This window comes from SAR324 cluster bacterium (genome assembly GCA_015232315.1).
Lineage (GTDB): Bacteria > SAR324 > SAR324 > SAR324 > NAC60-12 > JADFZZ01.
Map to the genome: position 1 here is coordinate 59,282 of JADFZZ010000022.1, position 19,246 is coordinate 78,527.

12 protein-coding genes are annotated in these 19,246 nt (G+C 46.1%); 6 read left to right on the forward strand and 6 right to left on the reverse strand.

Annotated features, from left to right (window positions below; all coding sequences use genetic code 11):
• Positions 1 to 58: 58 nt before the first annotated feature.
• The 5 genes from ftsH to HQM11_14255 all read right to left on the reverse strand — a co-directional run bounded on the left by ftsH (position 59) and on the right by HQM11_14255 (position 8,737).
• Positions 59 to 1,873 carry an ATP-dependent zinc metalloprotease FtsH gene (gene ftsH, locus HQM11_14235; GenBank protein MBF0352188.1) on the reverse strand — a complete coding sequence of 605 codons (1,815 nt, stop codon included), beginning with the start codon at positions 1,871 to 1,873 and terminating at the stop codon, positions 59 to 61.
• Positions 1,874 to 2,042: 169 nt separating this feature from the next.
• The gene (locus tag HQM11_14240) at positions 2,043 to 5,960 is read right to left on the reverse strand and encodes a hypothetical protein (GenBank protein ID MBF0352189.1); all 3,918 of its coding nucleotides are present in this window, start codon (positions 5,958 to 5,960) and stop codon (positions 2,043 to 2,045) included.
• 118 nt (positions 5,961 to 6,078) lie between these two features.
• Complete coding sequence (locus HQM11_14245; GenBank protein ID MBF0352190.1) at positions 6,079 to 7,377, reverse strand: HAMP domain-containing histidine kinase; 1,299 nt, start codon at positions 7,375 to 7,377, stop codon at positions 6,079 to 6,081.
• Positions 7,367 to 8,086: a response regulator transcription factor gene (locus HQM11_14250; protein ID MBF0352191.1), complete on the reverse strand. Its 720-nt coding sequence runs from the start codon at positions 8,084 to 8,086 to the stop codon at positions 7,367 to 7,369. Before HQM11_14250 ends, HQM11_14245 begins: the two co-directional genes overlap by 11 nt.
• 195 nt (positions 8,087 to 8,281) lie before the next feature.
• The gene (locus HQM11_14255) at positions 8,282 to 8,737 is read right to left on the reverse strand and encodes a Spy/CpxP family protein refolding chaperone (GenBank protein ID MBF0352192.1); all 456 of its coding nucleotides are present in this window, start codon (positions 8,735 to 8,737) and stop codon (positions 8,282 to 8,284) included.
• A 500-nt stretch (positions 8,738 to 9,237) separates the two neighbouring features.
• Here HQM11_14255 and HQM11_14260 point away from each other — a divergent pair, with 500 nt between their 5' ends.
• The 5 genes from HQM11_14260 to HQM11_14280 all read left to right on the forward strand — a co-directional run bounded on the left by HQM11_14260 (position 9,238) and on the right by HQM11_14280 (position 13,972).
• The gene (locus HQM11_14260) at positions 9,238 to 9,912 is read left to right on the forward strand and encodes a Crp/Fnr family transcriptional regulator (GenBank protein MBF0352193.1); all 675 of its coding nucleotides are present in this window, start codon (positions 9,238 to 9,240) and stop codon (positions 9,910 to 9,912) included.
• 15 nt (positions 9,913 to 9,927) lie between these two features.
• Complete coding sequence (locus HQM11_14265; protein ID MBF0352194.1) at positions 9,928 to 10,638, forward strand: ABC transporter ATP-binding protein; 711 nt, start codon at positions 9,928 to 9,930, stop codon at positions 10,636 to 10,638.
• Entirely contained in the window at positions 10,622 to 11,881 is a 1,260-nt protein-coding gene (locus tag HQM11_14270; GenBank protein MBF0352195.1) for an ABC transporter permease, read from the forward strand. The genes HQM11_14265 and HQM11_14270 overlap by 17 nt, the downstream gene beginning before the upstream one ends.
• A 76-nt stretch (positions 11,882 to 11,957) precedes the next feature.
• A complete protein-coding gene (locus HQM11_14275; GenBank protein MBF0352196.1) occupies positions 11,958 to 12,716 on the forward strand; it encodes an outer membrane lipoprotein-sorting protein in 759 nt (252 codons plus the stop codon).
• Complete coding sequence (locus HQM11_14280) at positions 12,713 to 13,972, forward strand: hypothetical protein (protein ID MBF0352197.1); 1,260 nt, start codon at positions 12,713 to 12,715, stop codon at positions 13,970 to 13,972. The genes HQM11_14275 and HQM11_14280 overlap by 4 nt, the downstream gene beginning before the upstream one ends.
• Positions 13,973 to 14,074: 102 nt before the next feature.
• On the opposite strand, the gene HQM11_14285 is transcribed toward HQM11_14280, so the two are convergent.
• Entirely contained in the window at positions 14,075 to 17,935 is a 3,861-nt protein-coding gene (locus tag HQM11_14285) for a UvrD-helicase domain-containing protein (protein MBF0352198.1), read from the reverse strand.
• A 131-nt stretch (positions 17,936 to 18,066) separates the two neighbouring features.
• Between HQM11_14285 and HQM11_14290 the strand changes: the two genes are divergently transcribed.
• Positions 18,067 to 19,176, forward strand: a complete 1,110-nt coding sequence (locus HQM11_14290; GenBank protein ID MBF0352199.1) for a PAS domain-containing protein — start codon at positions 18,067 to 18,069, stop codon at positions 19,174 to 19,176.
• Positions 19,177 to 19,246 lie beyond the last annotated feature (70 nt).

Here is a 19,246-nt window from a genome sequence, read left to right on the forward strand (position 1 = left end):
AGTAACTTGTTACATGGTTTAAGGAACCTGAGCGACCATTGTCAAGGTGCCGGAGTATTCAATTGCCTGATCCGACAGGATTGGGAGCAAAACGTTTGAGTGTTTCCTTGACCTCCTCGCCATCAATGGTTTCTTTTTCAATCAACGCTTTGGCAATATGTTCCAGCGCCTGTCGATGCATGGTCAAAATATTTTTTGCCCGATCATAGCATCGTGTCAGAATATTTCGAATCTCGGCATCAATCATCTGGGCCGTTTCATTGCTATAGGTTTTATGCTGAACCATGTCGCGTCCCAGAAAAACATGCCCTGCGTTTTCAGAGTAGGCCAGAGGCCCCAGGGTCTCATTCATCCCCCACTGACAAGTCATTTTTCGTGCGAGGTCTGTCGCTTTTTTTAGATCATCACTGGCTCCGGTTGTGAATCGGTTGAAAATGAGATGTTCCGCGGCACGTCCCCCCATGGTCATGGTGATGTGGCCAATGAGTTTCTTTTTGCTATAGCTGTGATGGTCCTCAATGGGCAGAAGCTGTGTGATTCCCAGCGCACGACCACGGGGAATGATGGTGACTTTGTGAACGGGGTCCACATCTGGAATGGTGGCGGCCACCAGTGCATGTCCAGCTTCATGATAGGCGGTGGTTCGTTTTTCTTCATCGCTGATCAGCATGCTCCGGCGTTCGGTTCCCATCAGGACTTTATCCTTGGCATATTCAAAATCCTCGAGGGTGACTGCAACCTTGTTATTTCTGGCGGCCCACAAGGCGGCTTCATTCACCAGATTCGCAAGATCCGCGCCTGTAAATCCCGGAGTTCCACGGGCAATAACCTGCAAATCAACTCCGGCTTCCAACTGGATGTTTTCAGTGTGTACTTTCAGAATCTGGAATCTGCCACCCAGGTCTGGATTTGGCACTACAATATGCCGGTCAAAACGTCCCGGACGCAACAGCGCGGAATCGAGAACATCGGGTCGATTGGTGGCGGCAATCACAATGACACCTTCATTGGTGTCAAAACCATCCATTTCCACCAGCAATTGATTGAGTGTCTGTTCGCGTTCGTCATTTCCACCGCCCAGGCCTGCACCCCGACTTCGTCCCACCGCGTCAATTTCATCAATAAAGATAATACACGGCGCGTATTTTTTACCCTGCTCAAACAGGTCACGGACCCGGCTGGCACCCACACCGACAAACATTTCCACAAAATCAGAACCACTGATGCTGAAAAACGGAACTTCGGCTTCACCGGCAATGGCTTTGGCCAACAGGGTTTTACCTGTACCGGGATTTCCAATCAGCAAGACACCTTTGGGAATCTCGCCACCAAGTTTTTCAAATTTGCGTGGATCTGCCAGAAATTCGACAATTTCGCTCAATTCCTCACGGGATTCATCAATTCCCGCGACATTCTTGAAGGTGATGGGGTTGTCCTTTTTTTCAATCATGCGAACACGGACTCTCCCAAAATTCATGGCTTTGTTGCTTCCGCCCTGCACTTGTCGCATGAAAAAAATCCAGATCCCGATGATCAGAAGCATTGGTAGCCAACTGTTCAGAATTGCCAGCAACAGGTTGCCACGACTGGTTGATTCCACACGCACTCTGACACCTTTTTGTTGAAGGATCTCAAAGAATTGTGGGTAGTTGGGGATGTAGGTCTGGATTCGTTTCTGGCCATCGGCCATCCCGATGGCTTCATTGCCACGGACCAACACTTCAATAATTTTCCCATGCTCAACCTGGTTGAGAAAATCAGAAAAAGGAATCCTCATTTCTGTGGAACGTTCTCCACCAAGCACATTGAATAAAATGAGCATGATCATTCCAATTAAAAACCAGATTCCTAAACTTTTCATTAATGAGCTCACGGTTTCTCCTGTAAATTAAGTCATCCTCAGAGATCTTCTCTGTTGAATATTAAACTTTTAGCGTGTTTTTTCAGAGAAGCAAGTAATTGTTTCAGCATTGAGGAAAAAATCCTTTTTCTGCCTGACAATCAGGTTAAGCTGATTATTGTGTGCGGAATAAACGGAGAAATCAGGATTCCCTGGCGCGTTTCGACATGTATTCGCGGGTGCGTCTCGCGTTTTTTTGATTGGCTTTGTCCCGTAATTCCTGTTTTTTGGCTTCCAGGGCCTGAAATTGCTGGATGGCTTGTTTCCCTAAACTGTCGAGTGTGCTATCCAGTTTGAGCGGAGTTAGAAAGGCAGGCTCCCGGAGTGATTCCAGAGGCCATAAGGTGCTTGCGATACCGTTGAGATAGACCCGGTAAAATTTGGGAGCGATCGGGATCTCAAAACTTCCCGTGTTGCACCAGACCTTGCATTTGGGGGGATGGTTGGCGTTCAAGGGGATTTCAAGCTGATTCAGCGTATCCAGAAATTGTTGTCGGCATTCTTTTGTGTTGAACCGCTGAAAAAATGACGGGAATTGTTTGTCATTGCTGACCATGTGCTTTTGATCAAATTTGATGGAAATGGCATCAATGTTTTGATCCAGCACAAACGCTTCGTTCAAGTTATCCCTGACAATCATGGACAAGGTATTGAAGCGGTTGACATTACAGATGATCATGATTTCGCGGATATAGTGAATGTGATCCAGCAACTCGTAGGGTTTGATGGAAATCGGCCTGAAAAAATCATGAATGTCATGTGCCAGAAGCTCTAACTCCTGTGAATTGACAGGATTGGTGCCGACCAGGCTGTTGCCTTTTGCCGGCAGTTTGAGAAACGAGGTGCTGTTGGTTGCGCCATAGCCCAGGTAGCCGCTAAACACACAGCGTGCGAGCCCCTGAACCAGTGCTTCCGAGAACATGACCATTTCACTTTCTTCACGGTTCATGGCAGATCCGCCCATCTGTTTGACTTCTTTTTTACTCAGGATGGATTTGAATTGCCATTGTTCGGTTGTCGCATCGAATTCAAGCATGATCCTGTTGCGCGGAATGCTGAGACTTTTGGAAATAGGCAGTGGTACCTGAAACAGTTTGCGCTCAAAGTTTTTTTCAAAATGATATTTGAAAATAACGTTTTCCAGCGGTTCGCCGGCAATCTTGACGCGTGTGCCATGGATATGTTTTGCCAGAACCGGGGCGACCACCGGAATTTTATGCTCACCACAGAAGAACATGATCATTTCCACCGCTTTTTTAAGGCGTGAGCGGTCCTGCTGAATTTCCTGAATCTGGAGCTTTTCCATGGACGTCAGATTGTCAGAATCCTGCTGTCGTTTTTGTATCAGTTTTTCATCAGCCACAACCAAATGCGGAGTGGTCTGGGGCAACAGGCTGTTGAGTAGCTTGGAAAGCTCCTCAGAAAGTGCTTCGCCCAACCCTTGACGGGTCAGGTACTGATGAAGGGCTTTGGCGGCCCGGTGATGACCGAGTTTGAGCAGTTTATTTTCAACGCGCCGCATGGATTCCACAAACATCCGCTTGAGGATCATTTCGACTTCATTGCCAACATCATCACGGCCTTGAGAAAACTTGGCCAGATTGATCCGATCCTGTGGCGCCGAAAAAAAGATGTCATAGAACTGGAGCATTGCCAGAGTCCGCCATGACGCTTTCTGTTTGTCGATCCAGACAGGTTTGGCTTCATTATTAAAATCAATAATATCTGAAATCCGGATGTGCTGGGCAAAGCAAAAAATAATTTGCTGTCGGATTTCCTTGTTTTGAAAGCGCATCAGCATTTCCGTAAATTTCAACCACCAGGGATCGCGGACCAACTGCGGGAAGGTCTGTTCCATTCCGGAAATGGCCTGAACCCACGGATGATCTAGCGGAATTTTTATGAAGATCCGACGTTCAGGATTCAACAACAGACGGGTGAGACTGGTGGGGACTTCCGCGTCTTCTTCCAGACAGCACAGCATTTCCAACCACCAGCAGTTGAGCAGGGCTTTGGGCAGATTACGGTGGCTCACTTTTTCGCTTTCGCGTAAAAACACAGGAATGGCATGTTCCCAGATCACGTTGCGGGGTAATTCCAGTTGACCCCAGTCAGAAAGTGAGGCCAACGTCAGTGACTCGCGGGAAGCATCCGCCTTTTGAAGGTCGAAGGTCCATGAACCCGTATCAAAAACTCCAATTTTACAGAATAACTTGAAATCATGTGGCAGATCAAACGGCATGGGCGGGGGGCCGCATAGAAATACCGCAGGATTCAGCAGAAAATCATTCAGCAACAAGGCATAGGCCAGGCTTCCTTCCGGGGAAACCAGAAAGGGTGTGTGCAGTCCCGCACGTTGACGTCTCAGGATATTGAGAAAAAAATGGACTTCTGCCGCAGGATATTTCCGGGTAAGATACGCTTCAAGAACCTTTATTTTCATGTGAGTCGGATAATGTGTTTCTGCCTCTTTTTCAGTGGCATGCCAAAACATCCGTGCCTCGGCAAGTTGTGTGGATTGCAGCTTGAATTTAATTTTGGCGACACTTTCCAATTCTGAACCCAATTGTTTTTTTAATATTTTTTGACTGTTTTTGAGAATCTGACGGGAACATTCCACAATCTGATCAATTCGGGAAAACGCGTCAATTGGAATGCGGCTCATCAAATAGTTCAAAAAATGAATGATCACATGATCCGCATGAGGGGACCTCAGTAGATGCTCAAGTAGTCCGTTATGTTTTTTTTCAGCGGTCAGGGCTGTGACCTGCACCTGGTTTTGTTGTGCGATATTTTTTAGAATTTGGGCACACTGAGGTTGAGTCAGAACTTTTTCATGGTAATAGCGAATCAGCCATTTTTCCATGAGTGCCTGATTGAACCGCGTCACACAGTGAGGGTAATATTGCTGGCAGAAGTTGGCTGCGGAGATGGATTTCAACGCGGGGAAAAAAGCTGTCAATTGTGCAGCGTATTTATAAAACACCGGAAAATTCGGTATAATTTCAGCGGCAGTGTCGCACATCAACTTTGTCTGCGTGACAGAATCAATCGTCTGAAAATGCTTCCACACCGTATGTCTGCGGGCCTGTTCATAACTCCCCGGAAAAATAATATGAATAATTTGCCGTTCATGTTCCGTCAGACCTTCCCCATATTTTTGCCGAAGCTGTTCCTTGATGGTGTTTTCGATCTGTTCTTGTTGTTCTTCCTTTGCCTGAGTCATGGTGTTTTCAACGACCGCGTTCATAAAACCCATGAGGAGGGCAATAAAGAAATCAGCGTCATTCCAGGGATGAGAAAATTGGGGATCGGTATCACAAATGACCTGCATATCCATATCGGAATCGGGTTTGTGACCTATGCCGCCCAGACTGCCAATGGTGGTGAGTGCTTTGATATCAGACGAAGAGGAACTTTGAAACGTTCCCGCAAGGTCGGGATATTCTTTGTTGACATAACCTTTCAATCCCGGGTTCTGATCAGAAGATGGTGGTAGATAGCGTTCGGCACTGGCCACACCATGCAGCGCGTTTTTAAAAAATGGCTGAAAATCCTGATTTTCGAGAGCTTCGCCCTGAGGGTCTCCGCCTTCTTTTTCTGAGAGTTCAAGGCTGGTGCCGGCTTCAGGGTTAATGTCAAAGAGAAACACGCTTTCATAAATACTGTTCACAAGCGGTTCTTCTGCCAACCCAAACAGGCTTTGAACCCGTTCATGATTCACTCTGGAAAGCGATTCCAGTTCAGTTTTTGTGTAATTCCGGAAATTGTTCAGTTGTTCTTCAGAAAAACATTGGGCGGTCATCTGACTGATTTCGCTGGTTTGCATGGTCTCAAGCAACGAATCATAATCAAAGGATTTGGACGGATCCTGGTCAACAATCCCCATTTCAAAATGAAGTTGTTTTAAAACAGCTTTCTGCTGAGAAAATTGCGGAGATCGGGAGGGTGGGGAATCCGTTGCCGCAGAGGGTACGGCAGTTGTGGGTTTTGCGTTTTTTTTTGTTTCAGGGGATGTCTCTGTTGTTGTTTTTCCCTTGAAAATATTGCCAAGTTTCATGGACCACAGTGTACATAATTGATAAATATGATGTGGGATTAATATCCATCTTATAAACTGGAAATGTCACAACACAAGCACCAACACAAGAATAAATTAAAATTCCGGCAAATCCAATTCAGTTTGCGAGAGACAATGTGACCTCTATACGGCAACCATCCCCTTCCTCACTCTGGACCGAAATGGTTCCGCCATGCGCTTCAACAATGGTTTTGCACAGGCTCAAGCCTAGCCCATACCCTCCGGTGGCCTTGTTTCGGGATTTATCGACTCTGTAAAAGGGTTCAAAAATCAAAGGCAGATCCTGTAGTGGGATACCATGTCCAAAATCCTGAATCATCACATGCATGTGACTGTCACACCACAGATGCATTTCTACCGGACGAGACTGGTGGGCTGAATATTTGAGGCTATTTTCCAGCAAATTCCGCAGAACCATTTTCAGTTTTCCGGCATCCCCCCTGCAACTGCAAGGTTCTGACGGTTTGATCAAGGTGACACCAGGAGGTGTTGTGCTATAAATATCTGTCATTTCCTGACAAAGATCCGTCATGTTTATGTTTTCAAGTTTCAAGGTCCCGAATCCGCTGTTCAGGCGCTCTGTTTCCAGAATTTCCTGAACCATGGTTTCCATGTCGCGCATGTCTTCAGCAATGCTCTGGCGAATTTCTGAATTGTCCACAAATTCCAAGGCGACCTTGACCCGTGAAATGGGAGACCGCAATTCATGGCTCACATCTCGCAGCAGGTGTTCCTTGGCCTGAATCATTTTCTGGAGTTTTTCTGTCATGTCATTGAAGGCCTGTGACAACTGCCCCAATTCATCCTTGGACCAGATTGGCAATCGGTAATCCAGTCGTCCCTGTCCGACCTGACGGGTTCCTTCAATCAGCACCGGAAGTGGGCGCAATACCCGTTTTATGGCAAAGTAACAGACAATCAGAATCAAGGTGAGAACCATCATGAGCGGAATCAGTGTATGAATCATGGTTTTACGATAAGACTTGGGACTGAAGATGAAGACTCCATTGGCCACAGGATAAATCACAAAAAAACGGTAACGGCTTCTTCTGAATTGCGGAACATTTTCCTGAAGTTCCGCATGAGGCAATTCTGCAAGTGTTGGCATCGATGGGTTTGTGGACCAGTGGTCCTGATTTGATTCAAAGCGGATCGATAGTTTAAGCTTCTCACCCAGCTTTTCCGCATGTTCCAGTTGAGGTGGCGAGCCGAGTTCGTGTTGAATGTATCCTGCGTAGTTTTTCAGGTGAAGCCGTGAAAAATCCTGCCAGAAATCCCAGTTCAAACTGAAGGTGTGACTCACTGCCATGTTGATCGCCACTCCGGCTACAAGCAGAATCAATGTCAGCTTCAATAAAATGGAATGGCTGATACGATGCCTGATTCTATGTCTCATCGGCCACTCCCACGAAAATATAACCGGTTCCCCAGACCGTTTTGATATACGAAGGATGTTTGGGGTCATCTCCCAGTTTCTGACGCAAGCGACTCATCAGCACATCCACCGACCGATTGTAGGATTCCCATTCAATCCCGCGAAGATGATCCAGCAACTGGTCTCTGTTCAATACCGTTTGTGGTTGTTGTGCCAGACAGGACAACAGGGCAAATTCCATCGAGGTCATTTCCAGGGGGACGCCATTCAGTGTGACTTCATGTTTTTTTAGATGAATGACCAATCCAGGAGTGAATTTCAGAATTTCAGCGGACTGATCCGGGGGACGTGAAGTGTGGTTGGTTCGGCGTAACACAGACTGGATTCGAGCCAGAAGTTCCCGTGGTTCAAAGGGTTTGGGCAGATAATCGTCCGCGCCCATTTCGAGTCCAATCACACGATCCATCACGTCACCGCGAGCGGTTAACATGATCACAGGCACCTGGCTCTGATGTCTGATGCGGCGGCAAACTTCGAAGCCATCCATTTCAGGCAACATCACATCCAGAATAACCAGATCGGGTTTTTCCTCCAGTTTTTTGAAACCTTCGGTGGGTGTTAGTGCTGATAGGACCTGAAATTGATATTTTTCGAAATAGTTCCGGAGCAGACGATTGAGTTTTTCATCGTCGTCAATCACCAATAATTTGGGGGAATGCGCATGTTCCATAGTCTATTCATCGGAAATGTCTTACAGGTGAAATTTTTCAAAAAGTAGAAAAAAATTTTGCCACAGAGACTCAGTGTCACAGAGAATTTTTTATATAATTATCTCTGGATCTCCGTGTCTCTGTGGCAAAAAACGGGTTTCGATTAGTCCGAATTATGGGTTCTTCATGAACTGAAGAACCCGTGGGGAAATTTGTTAATGATTATGGTATTTTTCGATGCGTTCCCGATGTTTTTCCATCAGTTCCGCTGCTTTCATGCGTTGTTCCGGAGTTAGCATTTGATAAAACTCCACATACTTTTGCCGGAAAAACTCAATGGCGTCACCAGTCTTCTGTTGGGTATTTCCGACCAGTTGATCCCATTTTTCCTGTTCCACCGTTTCGGCTTTCATCTGTTCCACTGCCAAATCCATCACGTTTTTGTGCACTGAGGTCCATTGCGTTCGTTTTTCCAGAAATTCAGTTTTGATCTGGTTGAGATGCCCCGACTGCTCTTCTGTCAGTTCCAGTTCATCTGCGATATGATCCACGACCCACTCGGCTCGTTTTTCAGGTGTTTTGCGGCACCCTGCCAGACCAATGGTTCCGATCAATAACCACAACAAAGAGAATCGGTAAAAGAATCGTCGCTTTCTGTTTTTGCATTTCATAATGCCCTCCAAATGAATTGATTAACAAATACGTGTTTTGAACACAACTGCATCCTAGCTTTGATTTAATTAAAGATCTTCTCAGAAAAGTAACAATTTGTAACAAAATGTAATAAGCGCCTTCCAGCCCTCTATTTATAAGGGGTACACGGTTTCTGTGCGCCTGAGATGCAGGGTCGTTTAATTTTCCAAAAAAAGATGCGTAGGATGGGTAGAGCCTTAGCGAAACCTATTGAGTTTTGTTGGGTTTCACTTCGTTCTACCCAACCTATCCCACCATGCCAAACTGAAAATTAAACAACCATGCCTGAAATGTGCCTTAAATTGCAAAAAAGGTTGAAATGTATAAAGTTGAGAATCATATTTGGTATCAATATTTTATAATCCAGGTATTTCAGTTCAAACGTATTCCACTTTAAAACGCCAACCTTGACGCCTGTCAATTTTATTCAGGAATAAACAGGCTATATTGCAAACCTGTCAAGATAAGGATTATCCGGATGGAAAACAAATTACAACAGGCACTACAAAAAGCCACCATTTTCAGTGCTTTGAACAGTCAGGAAATTGAAGCGTTGGCCCGTATCATTCATGTTTCTGAATTTCGCAAAGGTGCCATTTTATTCCAGCAGGAACAAACTCCGGCCTGTATGCATTTTCTGATTCAGGGGGAGGTGAAAGCTGTTCAATACACCAGCAAAGGCAAGGAAATCCTTTTACGGATTCTGACCACTGGCGAGGTGTTTGCGATGGGGGTTGCCTATCTGCAAAAGCCCTATGCGGTGACCACCATTGCCCTCAAAAAAAGTATTGTGGGACGGATTCAACGCGAGGATTTACTGGATGTTTTGCGTGGTTATCCGGAAATTTCGCTGAAACTCATGGGCATTATGTCGTTGCGCATTCAGGAGATGACACACCGTATTGTTGAACAGACAGGTCATTCTCCTTTTGAACGTATCGCTTTGTTTTTGTTGCGTGAAACTAAGGCGCAACAGTCCGAACTGCTTACGTTGCCCATGAGCAAGGCCAACCTGTCCAGAATGCTCGGGACTGTTCCCGAAACATTTTCACGAACACTGACTGAGCTTCAGCATCAGAAAATCATTCAGTTGCGTGGAAAACAGATTCAAATTTTAGACACACAGGGTTTGCTGGAACTAACCAGGCTCTGACTGGAGGAGATTATTATGGCACTCATTGAAATCCACAATGTTTCCAAGACCTATCAACTGGGTGAGGAAACAATCAACGCCTTGAAAAGCATCAGTCTGAATATTGACGTTTCTACGTTTGTTTCCCTGGTTGGGCCATCCGGGAGCGGCAAATCGACTCTTCTGAATCTCATTGGCTGTCTCGATCAGCCTACGAGTGGTTCAATCCGTGTTGCGGATCAGGAACTCAATGGACTTGATAAAAATCAGCGAGCCCGGTTTCGGGGGGATACCGTCGGCTTTATTTTTCAGGATTTTAACCTGATTCCCGTATTGACGGTGTATGAAAATGTGGAATACCCCTTGTTGATGGTCAAAAATGAAGACGGTAAAAAACATCGGCAAAGGATTCTGGACTTGCTGGATGCTGTCGGCGTATTGTCCCAGAAAGATAAATTGCCCCAACAGATTTCCGGTGGCCAGAAACAACGGGTTGCCATCGCACGGGCACTGATCACCCGACCACGACTGGTGATTGCGGATGAACCCACTGCCAATCTGGACCATGACACCGCTTATAAAATCATTGACCTGATGAAAACCATGAAAAACCAGTTTCAATCCACATTTATTTTTTCCACACATGATCCCAAGATTGTGGGAGAAGCTGAAATTTTGCATACGCTGGAAGATGGTCAACTCATTCACAGTGAAGATCGAAGGAGGACGCATGTTGAAAATCGCTAAAATCGCTTACCGGAATTTATTGCGTTACAGTCGGCGAACCTGGCTCACCGTTATTCTGATCAGTATCGGGATGGTGGCCGTTCTGTTGTATGTCTCTCTGGCTGATTCTTTCAAACAATTGATGATCGGGCAAATCACGGATGCCATGCTGGGGCATCTTCAGATTCACAGGACAGGTTATGTGGCCTCCATTGATAACTCGCCGCTCAACCTGAATCTGTCACCGGTTGAGATTCAACAAGTGGAGACCCTTGTCAAACAGTATCCAGAAACATTGTCTTATTCGGTACGACTCAAATTCAGCGGAATGCTCAGTAATTTTCAGGAAACAACAGGCATTCGTCTGAATGGAATCAATCCTCAGCAGGAACTAAAAACTCTGCCTTTGATGGAATACCGGGTGCTGGATGAAAATCACAACAAAATTGCTGAACCATCCCTCCAACCCGGAGAAATATGGCTTCCCGAACTTTTGGCCAAAGGTCTGAATGTTAAACGGGGTGATCCTGTGGTCATTGTGGCGACTAACAAGGATGGATCGGTCAATGGTCTGAACTTCACGGTGAGTGGTGTGTTAGGCATTGTGACAGGTCCGGGGGGAAAAGACGGCTACATGAATATGGAATCTGCCCGGCAACTATTACGGATAGACACGACTGAGGCCAATGAAATCAGTGTTCGTCTCAGTAATCTTAATCTTGCCGAGAGTATAAGCCGGAAATTGGGACTGGAACTGTCATCCCTGAAAAACGGGGCGGGGCAACCCTTGTTTGAAGTCCATCCATGGAGCAAACTCACACCGTTTGCCAATATCGCCAAAATCATTGATGTGCTGACCCTGTTTGTTAAAGGAATTCTGATCGCTATTGTGCTGGTGTCCATCATGAACGTGATGCTCATGGCTGTCTATGAACGCATTCGTGAAATTGGAACCATTGCCGCCATTGGAACCAGTCCCGGAAAAATTCGGGCATTGTTTCTGACAGAAGGTTTTTTTCTGGGGGTTTTAGGCTCAGTCGTCGGCAGTCTCATTGCGGTTGGGATCATTCAACTGCTTCGCTGGAATCCCATCAGCTTTCAATTCGGGGCGAATCCGGAGCCGTTAACACTTCTGCCGACGATTCCTGTTCAGCAGTTAGTCGTGACGTTCATTATTGTCGTGGTTGTCTCAACATTGGCCAGTTTACAACCGGCTTTCAAAGCCTCTCGTCTGGAACCCATTGAGGCGTTGCGGCATTATTGATTGTGGGAAAGAGGATGATTTTCCATTGCATGTTAACGGCTTTTTCTGAAATGCTGAAACTCAACAGGAGGTATCTATGAAACTATGGACAACGCTCACGCTGATTCTGTGCCTTATTTTCCCGCTTGCGGGCTATTCACAGACCACTCCCGGAGAATGGTTGAAAACTATTGATGAGAGCATGAACCCGGTGTCTTATGAATCCTATCGCAAGCTCATCAATATTGAACCGGATGGACGCAGAAAAGAATTTGTTTTGTTCGCGCTCAAGCAGGGGGCCGATAAGGTGGCCCTGCTGTTTTTGTCTCCCGCGTCTGAAAAAGGACGCAGTTCATTGCGTGTGGGCGACAACATGTGGCTGTATATTCCCAATGTCGCCAAGCCGATAAGAATCACATCACTCCAGTCTGTGACGGGTGGTGTGTTTAATAACGCGGATATTCTCAGTGTGGATTATCAGGCGGAATATGACGCCCTGGATATGCAAACCCTGACAGAAGCCAATGAGGGAGGCTCGAAACTGTTACAACTGAATCTGAAAGCGAAAACTTCCTCTGCGGCCTATGATCGGCTGGAAATGGTCATTGATCCTGATTTGAAATATCCCCTCATCATTCGTGCTGTTTCAGCCACCGGGATGTTGCTCAAAACACTATATTTCAAAGATGTGAAGGATTTTGGCGGAGGCATCCGCCGTCCCGCTGTGATCGAAACTGACAGTCCCCTGTATAAAGGCTATAAATCCGCTATTGTTTTTGCCTCGTTGAAAGCCCGGGAAGTTCCACAGGAAGTATTCACCACCGATTACATGAATAAAATTGAGACACTACGATGAAAATGCTCATGATCTGGTTGAGCATGATTTTGTTACTTTCCACAGTCCGTGCTCAGGAACAGGATTCCTACAGTTTTGATATGGAGGAATTCACTAAAAAAACATGGGAATGGAAAGGCGAACTCAGCCTGGCCGGGATTTCCAGAATCCTGAATCCAGAAACGGCCTTGTATCCCGTTAAGTTTGAGGGAACTCCTGAGAACGCGCAGACAGGAGAATTGAAACTGGTTCTGGAATCCCGCTGGGATTGGGAATGGTCACGCCTGTATTTGATCGGGGAAGCCTGGCACGCTGAGTCCAGTCAGGAAGAATTGACACAGGAACGGGTTTTCTGGAGAGAAAGTTATTGGGAATGGGCACAAGCGGAACCGCACCGTGTGACACTGGGAAAACAGTTGATTCGCTGGGGAACAGGTTATGCCTTTAATCCTGTGGCGTTTCTCGAACGCCCCAAATCTCCTGATGATCCTGAAGCACAGCGGGAAGGCTTGTGGCTTTCACAAATAATTTTGATGACCGGAGCCATGGCGGTCGGTATGCAAAACAGCTCCCTCACGTTGATTTATCTGCCCGTGCGTTCCGACATCAATGAAGATTATGCGGGTGTTCTTTCTCAGGATAACCGGGAAACGGAAAACCATGAAAATATATGGGGCATAAAATTTTACGCGCTCATCGGCGCGACTGATCTGGATTTGTATTGGGTTAACCGGGAGCAACAACAGCAACAGGGATGGGGCATTGATTTCGCGTCTAACATCACTTCCAGTCTGGAGTGGCACGGAGAGTACGCTCATCTTCAACAGCCTGATCAGACCGGAGAAAAAAGTCTGCTGGGTTTGCGTTATCTGACAGAACAGGATGTGACATGGATTGTCGAAATGTATCATAATTCGTCGGGGATGACGTTTCAGGAGAGTGTCGCTCAATATCAGATGATTCACAAAAATAATTCTCTGCCACAGAACCAGACTTCATTCAGCCAATCGCTGTTGCCGTCTGCAAACCGGAATTATGGTTATCTCAAAGCCAGCATCAAAGAACCGTTCAACTGGCTATACTTTAATCCCTCATTCGCGTTGCTCAATAATCTGGATGACCATAGCCGAATCCTCATCATCCAGGCGATCTATACGCCCGGAACCAACTGGACGCATTCCCTTTCCGGACAGTGGCAACAAGGTGACACGCTCAGTCAATATGGAGAGAATCCTGTCAGCAGTGAATTAACTATCCAAACCATCCGGTCATTTTGATGGCAGGCCGGAACTACGTGTCCGGCAAACTCAACGCCCAGAAAAACAGGGCCTATAATCCCCGCCTACCAAAGCCCCGCATTAAGCGGGTTGTCTGACGGCTTATTCTTTCATCAATGCTTGTTCATACAGCAAGACATCTTTCCATTGCGGTTGAAAAAAATACACGCCCTGTTGTTTGGGAGTGCCTCTCAAAAATAAATACATCAAACCACCAAACCGATCGTTGAAATCCGCTTCAGTCTGAATTTTCAACCAGCGCAATACCGCCAGTGTGTAGATTTTCATCTGAATGTCATAGTGACTGTGCACAGCCTGTTCCAGAAATTCAGTGCTGTAATCATGCAGACGGTCGCTTTTCCAGTCCACGAAATAAACTTTGCCGTCCTGTTCGAAAATAAAATCAATGGAACCATTCAGAAATCCATGACGAATGGTCCAGCCTGAGTCTCCGGATTCAACATCCGGTTTTGAAAGACACCAGCGATGCAGGGGTTCAGGAATGGGATAGTAAAATTTCATTTCTCGCAAGTGACGGTCACATTCAGATAACAGGAAAGATTTGTCGTGGATCGTGACGGGATTCATCAAGGTATGCCAGACAAGGCTTGCGCTCTGGTTGATAAATTCCGCGGAAATTCCGTATTTCCGGATCAGTTCTTCAAACAACAAGCGTGTCTTGGGACGTTCAAGCCATCCTTCGGGGGTAATGCTGTTTTCCAGCGACGGAAAAAATACACGCTCCAGCAATTCATGCAGAAAATTTCCGGTGTTTGCGCCTCCCGGAAGATCTTTTTCCTTGATGCCAGGGGCCACATTCATAGTGGTTTCATCATGCTCCCGTGGCGGTTCAAGCATGCTTTTTTCCTGATTCACGACAGGTTCCACACTTTCTGTCTGTTGTTGTTCCCGTTTCATTTTGCTGTAGGACGTCACCACGAAGCCTTTTCGTTTTTGCCGGAAGTGTTCGAGTTCACTGTTGATTTTATGGACCGATGGCAACCGTGCCAGATCAGAGTCCAGACCCTTATCACTGATTTGATGGGGCGATTGTGCTAATGGCGACTGTTCTGAATCCGTGGGGGCAATCCGGGAAACGCTGAAAATATCGGTTCGTTCCTGTGGATTATCAATGATGGCATCCAGGCTATCCATCAACGCGGCATACGTTCCCTGTGGTGAAATATTATAGATTCTTTTTTTCCCGTTGGGATGTTGCGGGACATGCCACAGGTAGAGACGGGCTTTGGCACGGGTCAACGCGACATACAACAGTCTCTGATTTTCCTGTTGTTGCTCCTGTTCGTTGCGATCCTTGTCGAGTTTGAACAAATCAATCACCCATTGTTGGTGTTCATCATGGTAACGGAACCAGGATGAATTTGGCGGTGCGCTGAATCCTCCGAAAACAAATACGACAGGAAATTCCAGGCCTTTGGACGCATGCATGGTCATGAGTTGTACCGCGTTACGGTCGCTTTCCAGTCGGAGCAGGTTTTCATCCTGTCCGGGATCCGCGTTTTCTTCGGTGAATGAAATCATCAGCAGGATCAATTCTGAGAGGTTTAGTTGTTTTTGTGTGGCATGTTTGACCAGAATTTCGCTCAGATGCACAAAATTGGTCACGTCTCGTTCCTGTCCTGTGAGAAACAACTCTCTGGGAAGTATTTCGGAATAACGGAACACTTTTTCAAATAATCTTTTGTATTCCCGTTCCATGGCCAGACGATGCCAGTTTTTCAGTTCCTGAATATGCTGATTTTCAGTGTTGGATCCGAAAAAAGAATCCAGTTCGGTCAGCGGAATGGAAAAAAAACGGGTGAGCCATAGTTTTCCGCGTTTTGAGGCGTCTTCGGGGTGTTCAATGGCTTGAAGCAGATGGACCAGATCTCTGGCTTCACGGGTTTGAAACAAGCCTTTTTGTTTATAAAACGCAAAAGAGATTCCCGCGTCTCTGAGGTATCTTGCCAGGAGTTCTCCTTCTGCTTTGGAGCGGAACAGCACACAGATATCTTTTTCCTGTAGCGTCACAGGAGGTTTTCCCTCTTCACAAAATGTCAGTGGATGTTTAAGCAGTTGCTGGATCTCTGTGGCAATTGCCCGTGCAAAGGTTTGTCGGGGAATATCCACTTCAGTGATCAGGCATTTTTCATAAATAATCGAAATTGCTTCTTGTGACGTTGCGCCAAGCACTTCTTGCAGTTTTTCCCTGATCGTTGTCCAGCCCGTGACGCGCTTGTTGACCAGTAGGCGTAGTTTTTCCAATATTTCCTGCGGGAGTACAGGTTTGGCCGCGGTTTGTTGTTTTTCCAGCCAGGACCGGGTGATTTGAAGGAGCGGTTCGATGGAAAACAGATGAATGGAACCTCGTTCAATGGCGGATCCCTGCACTGTGCGGCCGGGATTTCCACAATGGACGGGTGAAAACTGGATGTGCGGATTATAAGTGAAGAGGGTTGAGTGAGAAAAAATCTGGTTAACGCCTTCGATCATGGCTGGCGTTGATCTGAAATTCTGGTCCAGCATCAGTGGTGGTTGATTGCCGAGAATACGCTGACAGGCCTGAAGATAAGTGAACACATCCGCACCACGGAATCCGTAAATAGCCTGCTTGGGATCGCCGATTAAAATAAGGTGATGCTGTGTTTCGGCCAGGCCTGAGTCAGCTTTGTCAAAAAACAATCGTTTGAAGATGGACCACTGGATGTGGTCGGTATCCTGAAATTCATCAATGATGGCATAACGGTATTGCTCACGAATGGAAACCGTCAGAGGCGAATCGGTACCATCGCTGTTAGCCAGATTTTGAAACACCAGCCTGAGCATATCATCAAAATCAAATAAACCGTTTTCTGTTTTGTAAAGATCAAGAGCAGACCTTATTTCAGGGAGCATGCACTGCATCACCCAGGCTTTCATCCAGGTTTCATCTTCAATTTTCTGGTCTTGATCGTTTTTGATTTCAGGCAACATACGAACAATGGCAGATGCCTGTTCAAGCCAATGGCGAATTGGTTCGGGTGAGGTTTCGAGCTGGAAAACCTGTTTTTTGTTGAGCGGTGGATTGAACAGGTGGTTCCAGTTTATCGCAATCAAACCGAATATCAGCAGAGATTCCTGTTTATGCTGCTCAAAATCTTCCAGCGCTTTGCAAATAGACGAAATAGTGGACAACACGCCTTTTTTTTGGGTGCCATTGAGGTCCAGTCCTTCATAAAACTCCAGAACAGGATGTTTGCCTGTGGCAGTGGTTTTAAACTGCTGATCGAGAAAACGCCATCGCAGCAACGAGGGGGAGATCTGGTGTACGAGTTGATCAAAATCGGGCAATTCCGGGATAAATTTCCCATCTTGCATGAGCAATTGGGACAACTCTTTTTGTAGTAAATCTACCACATTTTTTTGAGTGTTCCGGGTCCAGATCAGAAATGGTTGGTATTTTTGAAGATGGGAGAGAACCGATTGTCGTAAGTATTTTTTGAACAGATCAGGAAACAGAAACTGATTGGAGGTGTGTTCTTTTTCAAAGAGTTGTCTGTTTTCAAAAGCAAATTCCCGCAGGATCCGATTGCAGAATCCGTGGATGGTGTAAATGGGGACGGAATCAAAATCCAGCAACGCCTGAGCCAGCCTGCCTTTGCGGAGGGTGTCAATTTCCCAGAAGGGATCACTGTCTGAAACATTGTTTGGCGGCGGTCTCAAGCCTTCCGCGGTTTCCAGCATGATGGTCAGGCGTGTGCGGATGCGCTCTCGCAATTCATTGGTGGCTTTTTCCGTGTAAGTGACCATCAGAATCGAACGCAGGGAAATGTTTTTTTCCAGAATAAGTTCCATCACCAGTTCTTCAATGGTGAAGGTTTTGCCTGTTCCGGCGGAGGCCTCAATGACGTTGTGCTGTTCCAGGTTGATAGACTGAAACATGGAAGATTGTTTTTTGAAGCGAATATTATTTGAAGGCATCATATCTTTTCAGCAATAATGAGTTGTCCGCACAGATGAAAATCTTGTTTTTGTTTCTGATGAACGGTAGTTTGTGCCACGAAAATATTTAATTTTAACCTGTATGAATGAATCCGATGTCAATAAGGAAACAAGTGGAAGACTTTTCGGCACAGTATTCTCCTGATGGGAGGAATGAAACAACTGTGTTTAATCATCTGGAGCAGGCAATTCTCCTGGTCAACCGGAATTTGCAGGTCGTTTTGTGCAATGAAGCGGCTGTCCGTTTCTGGAATATCCCTCAGAATAAAATTATCAAACAAAAACTGAAAAAACTTTTTCCTCAGGATGAATTTATTCCACGGCATGTAGAACAGGTCTTCAAAGCCGGACATAATGTACATTTTACAGATTACACAATCCATGCGAGCATTCGTCCGAGAATCACGGAATTGACCATCAGCCCGATTGTTGATAAAAATCACGCGATTGATCAAGCGGTAATCACAATTTCTGATCAAACCCATCTTGCACAGGTCAGAGCAAAAGAGCAGGAGCAGGCAATTTTAAATTCAATCGGCCTGTTTACCGCATCCATTGCACATGAAATAAAGAATCCACTGGGTGGAATCAAAGGTGTCACGCAGTTGTTGCAACGTGATTTGCAGCAGCATGAAATTTCGACAGATTCCACTGAAATGATTTTGCACGAATTGGGGCGGATCGAACGTTTGTTGAAGCAATTATCGTTGTATTCCCAGCCCATGTCACTGGATTACAGCACGTTCAATATTCATGAACTGCTGCATACCGTATTATGGTTTGAAATGGGCGCGTCTCAGAAAAAAGTGCGCTTTCATCGGGAGTTTGACCCCTCATTGCCGGATATTGTCGCGGATCGTGATAAATTGCATCAGGTCTTTTTAAATCTCATCCGCAATGCGGTTCAGGCTTCTCCCGATGAAAGTGATATCACCATTCGATCCTGTTACTGCCGGGGTTGGCAGGTGGCGGAGAAAAATCTCAATCCTCGCCTTAAATATTATTTGATTGAGATTGAAGACTCTGGATCAGGTATTTCACCCGAAAATCGTCAGCAGTTGTTCAAACCGCTATTCACCACAAAACTGAAAGGAAAAGGTCTCGGACTGTCAATTTCCTTCAGGATTGTTCATGAACATGGCGGCATTCTGGATTACCGTCCGTCCGCTAATGGTGGCGCTATTTTTCAGGTCTACATCCCTGCGCGCCCGGAATCAGACTGATCACCTTTTCAAGGGCTTTGTAACCTTCAGCGAAGGGACTGACAAAACAGGGGCAGGGAAGCGGCAGAAT

Coding starts and splice junctions, on each gene's coding strand:
- HQM11_14240 (MBF0352189.1), bottom strand. CDS start 5,960: ATGAAACTTGGCAATATTTTCAAGGGAAAAACAACAACAGAGACATCC.
- HQM11_14265 (MBF0352194.1), top strand. CDS start 9,928: ATGGCACTCATTGAAATCCACAATGTTTCCAAGACCTATCAACTGGGT.
- HQM11_14285 (MBF0352198.1), bottom strand. CDS start 17,935: ATGATGCCTTCAAATAATATTCGCTTCAAAAAACAATCTTCCATGTTT.
- HQM11_14275 (MBF0352196.1), top strand. CDS start 11,958: ATGAAACTATGGACAACGCTCACGCTGATTCTGTGCCTTATTTTCCCG.
- HQM11_14270 (MBF0352195.1), top strand. CDS start 10,622: ATGTTGAAAATCGCTAAAATCGCTTACCGGAATTTATTGCGTTACAGT.
- HQM11_14250 (MBF0352191.1), bottom strand. CDS start 8,086: ATGGAACATGCGCATTCCCCCAAATTATTGGTGATTGACGACGATGAA.
- HQM11_14280 (MBF0352197.1), top strand. CDS start 12,713: ATGAAAATGCTCATGATCTGGTTGAGCATGATTTTGTTACTTTCCACA.
- HQM11_14260 (MBF0352193.1), top strand. CDS start 9,238: ATGGAAAACAAATTACAACAGGCACTACAAAAAGCCACCATTTTCAGT.
- HQM11_14245 (MBF0352190.1), bottom strand. CDS start 7,377: ATGAGACATAGAATCAGGCATCGTATCAGCCATTCCATTTTATTGAAG.
- HQM11_14255 (MBF0352192.1), bottom strand. CDS start 8,737: ATGAAATGCAAAAACAGAAAGCGACGATTCTTTTACCGATTCTCTTTG.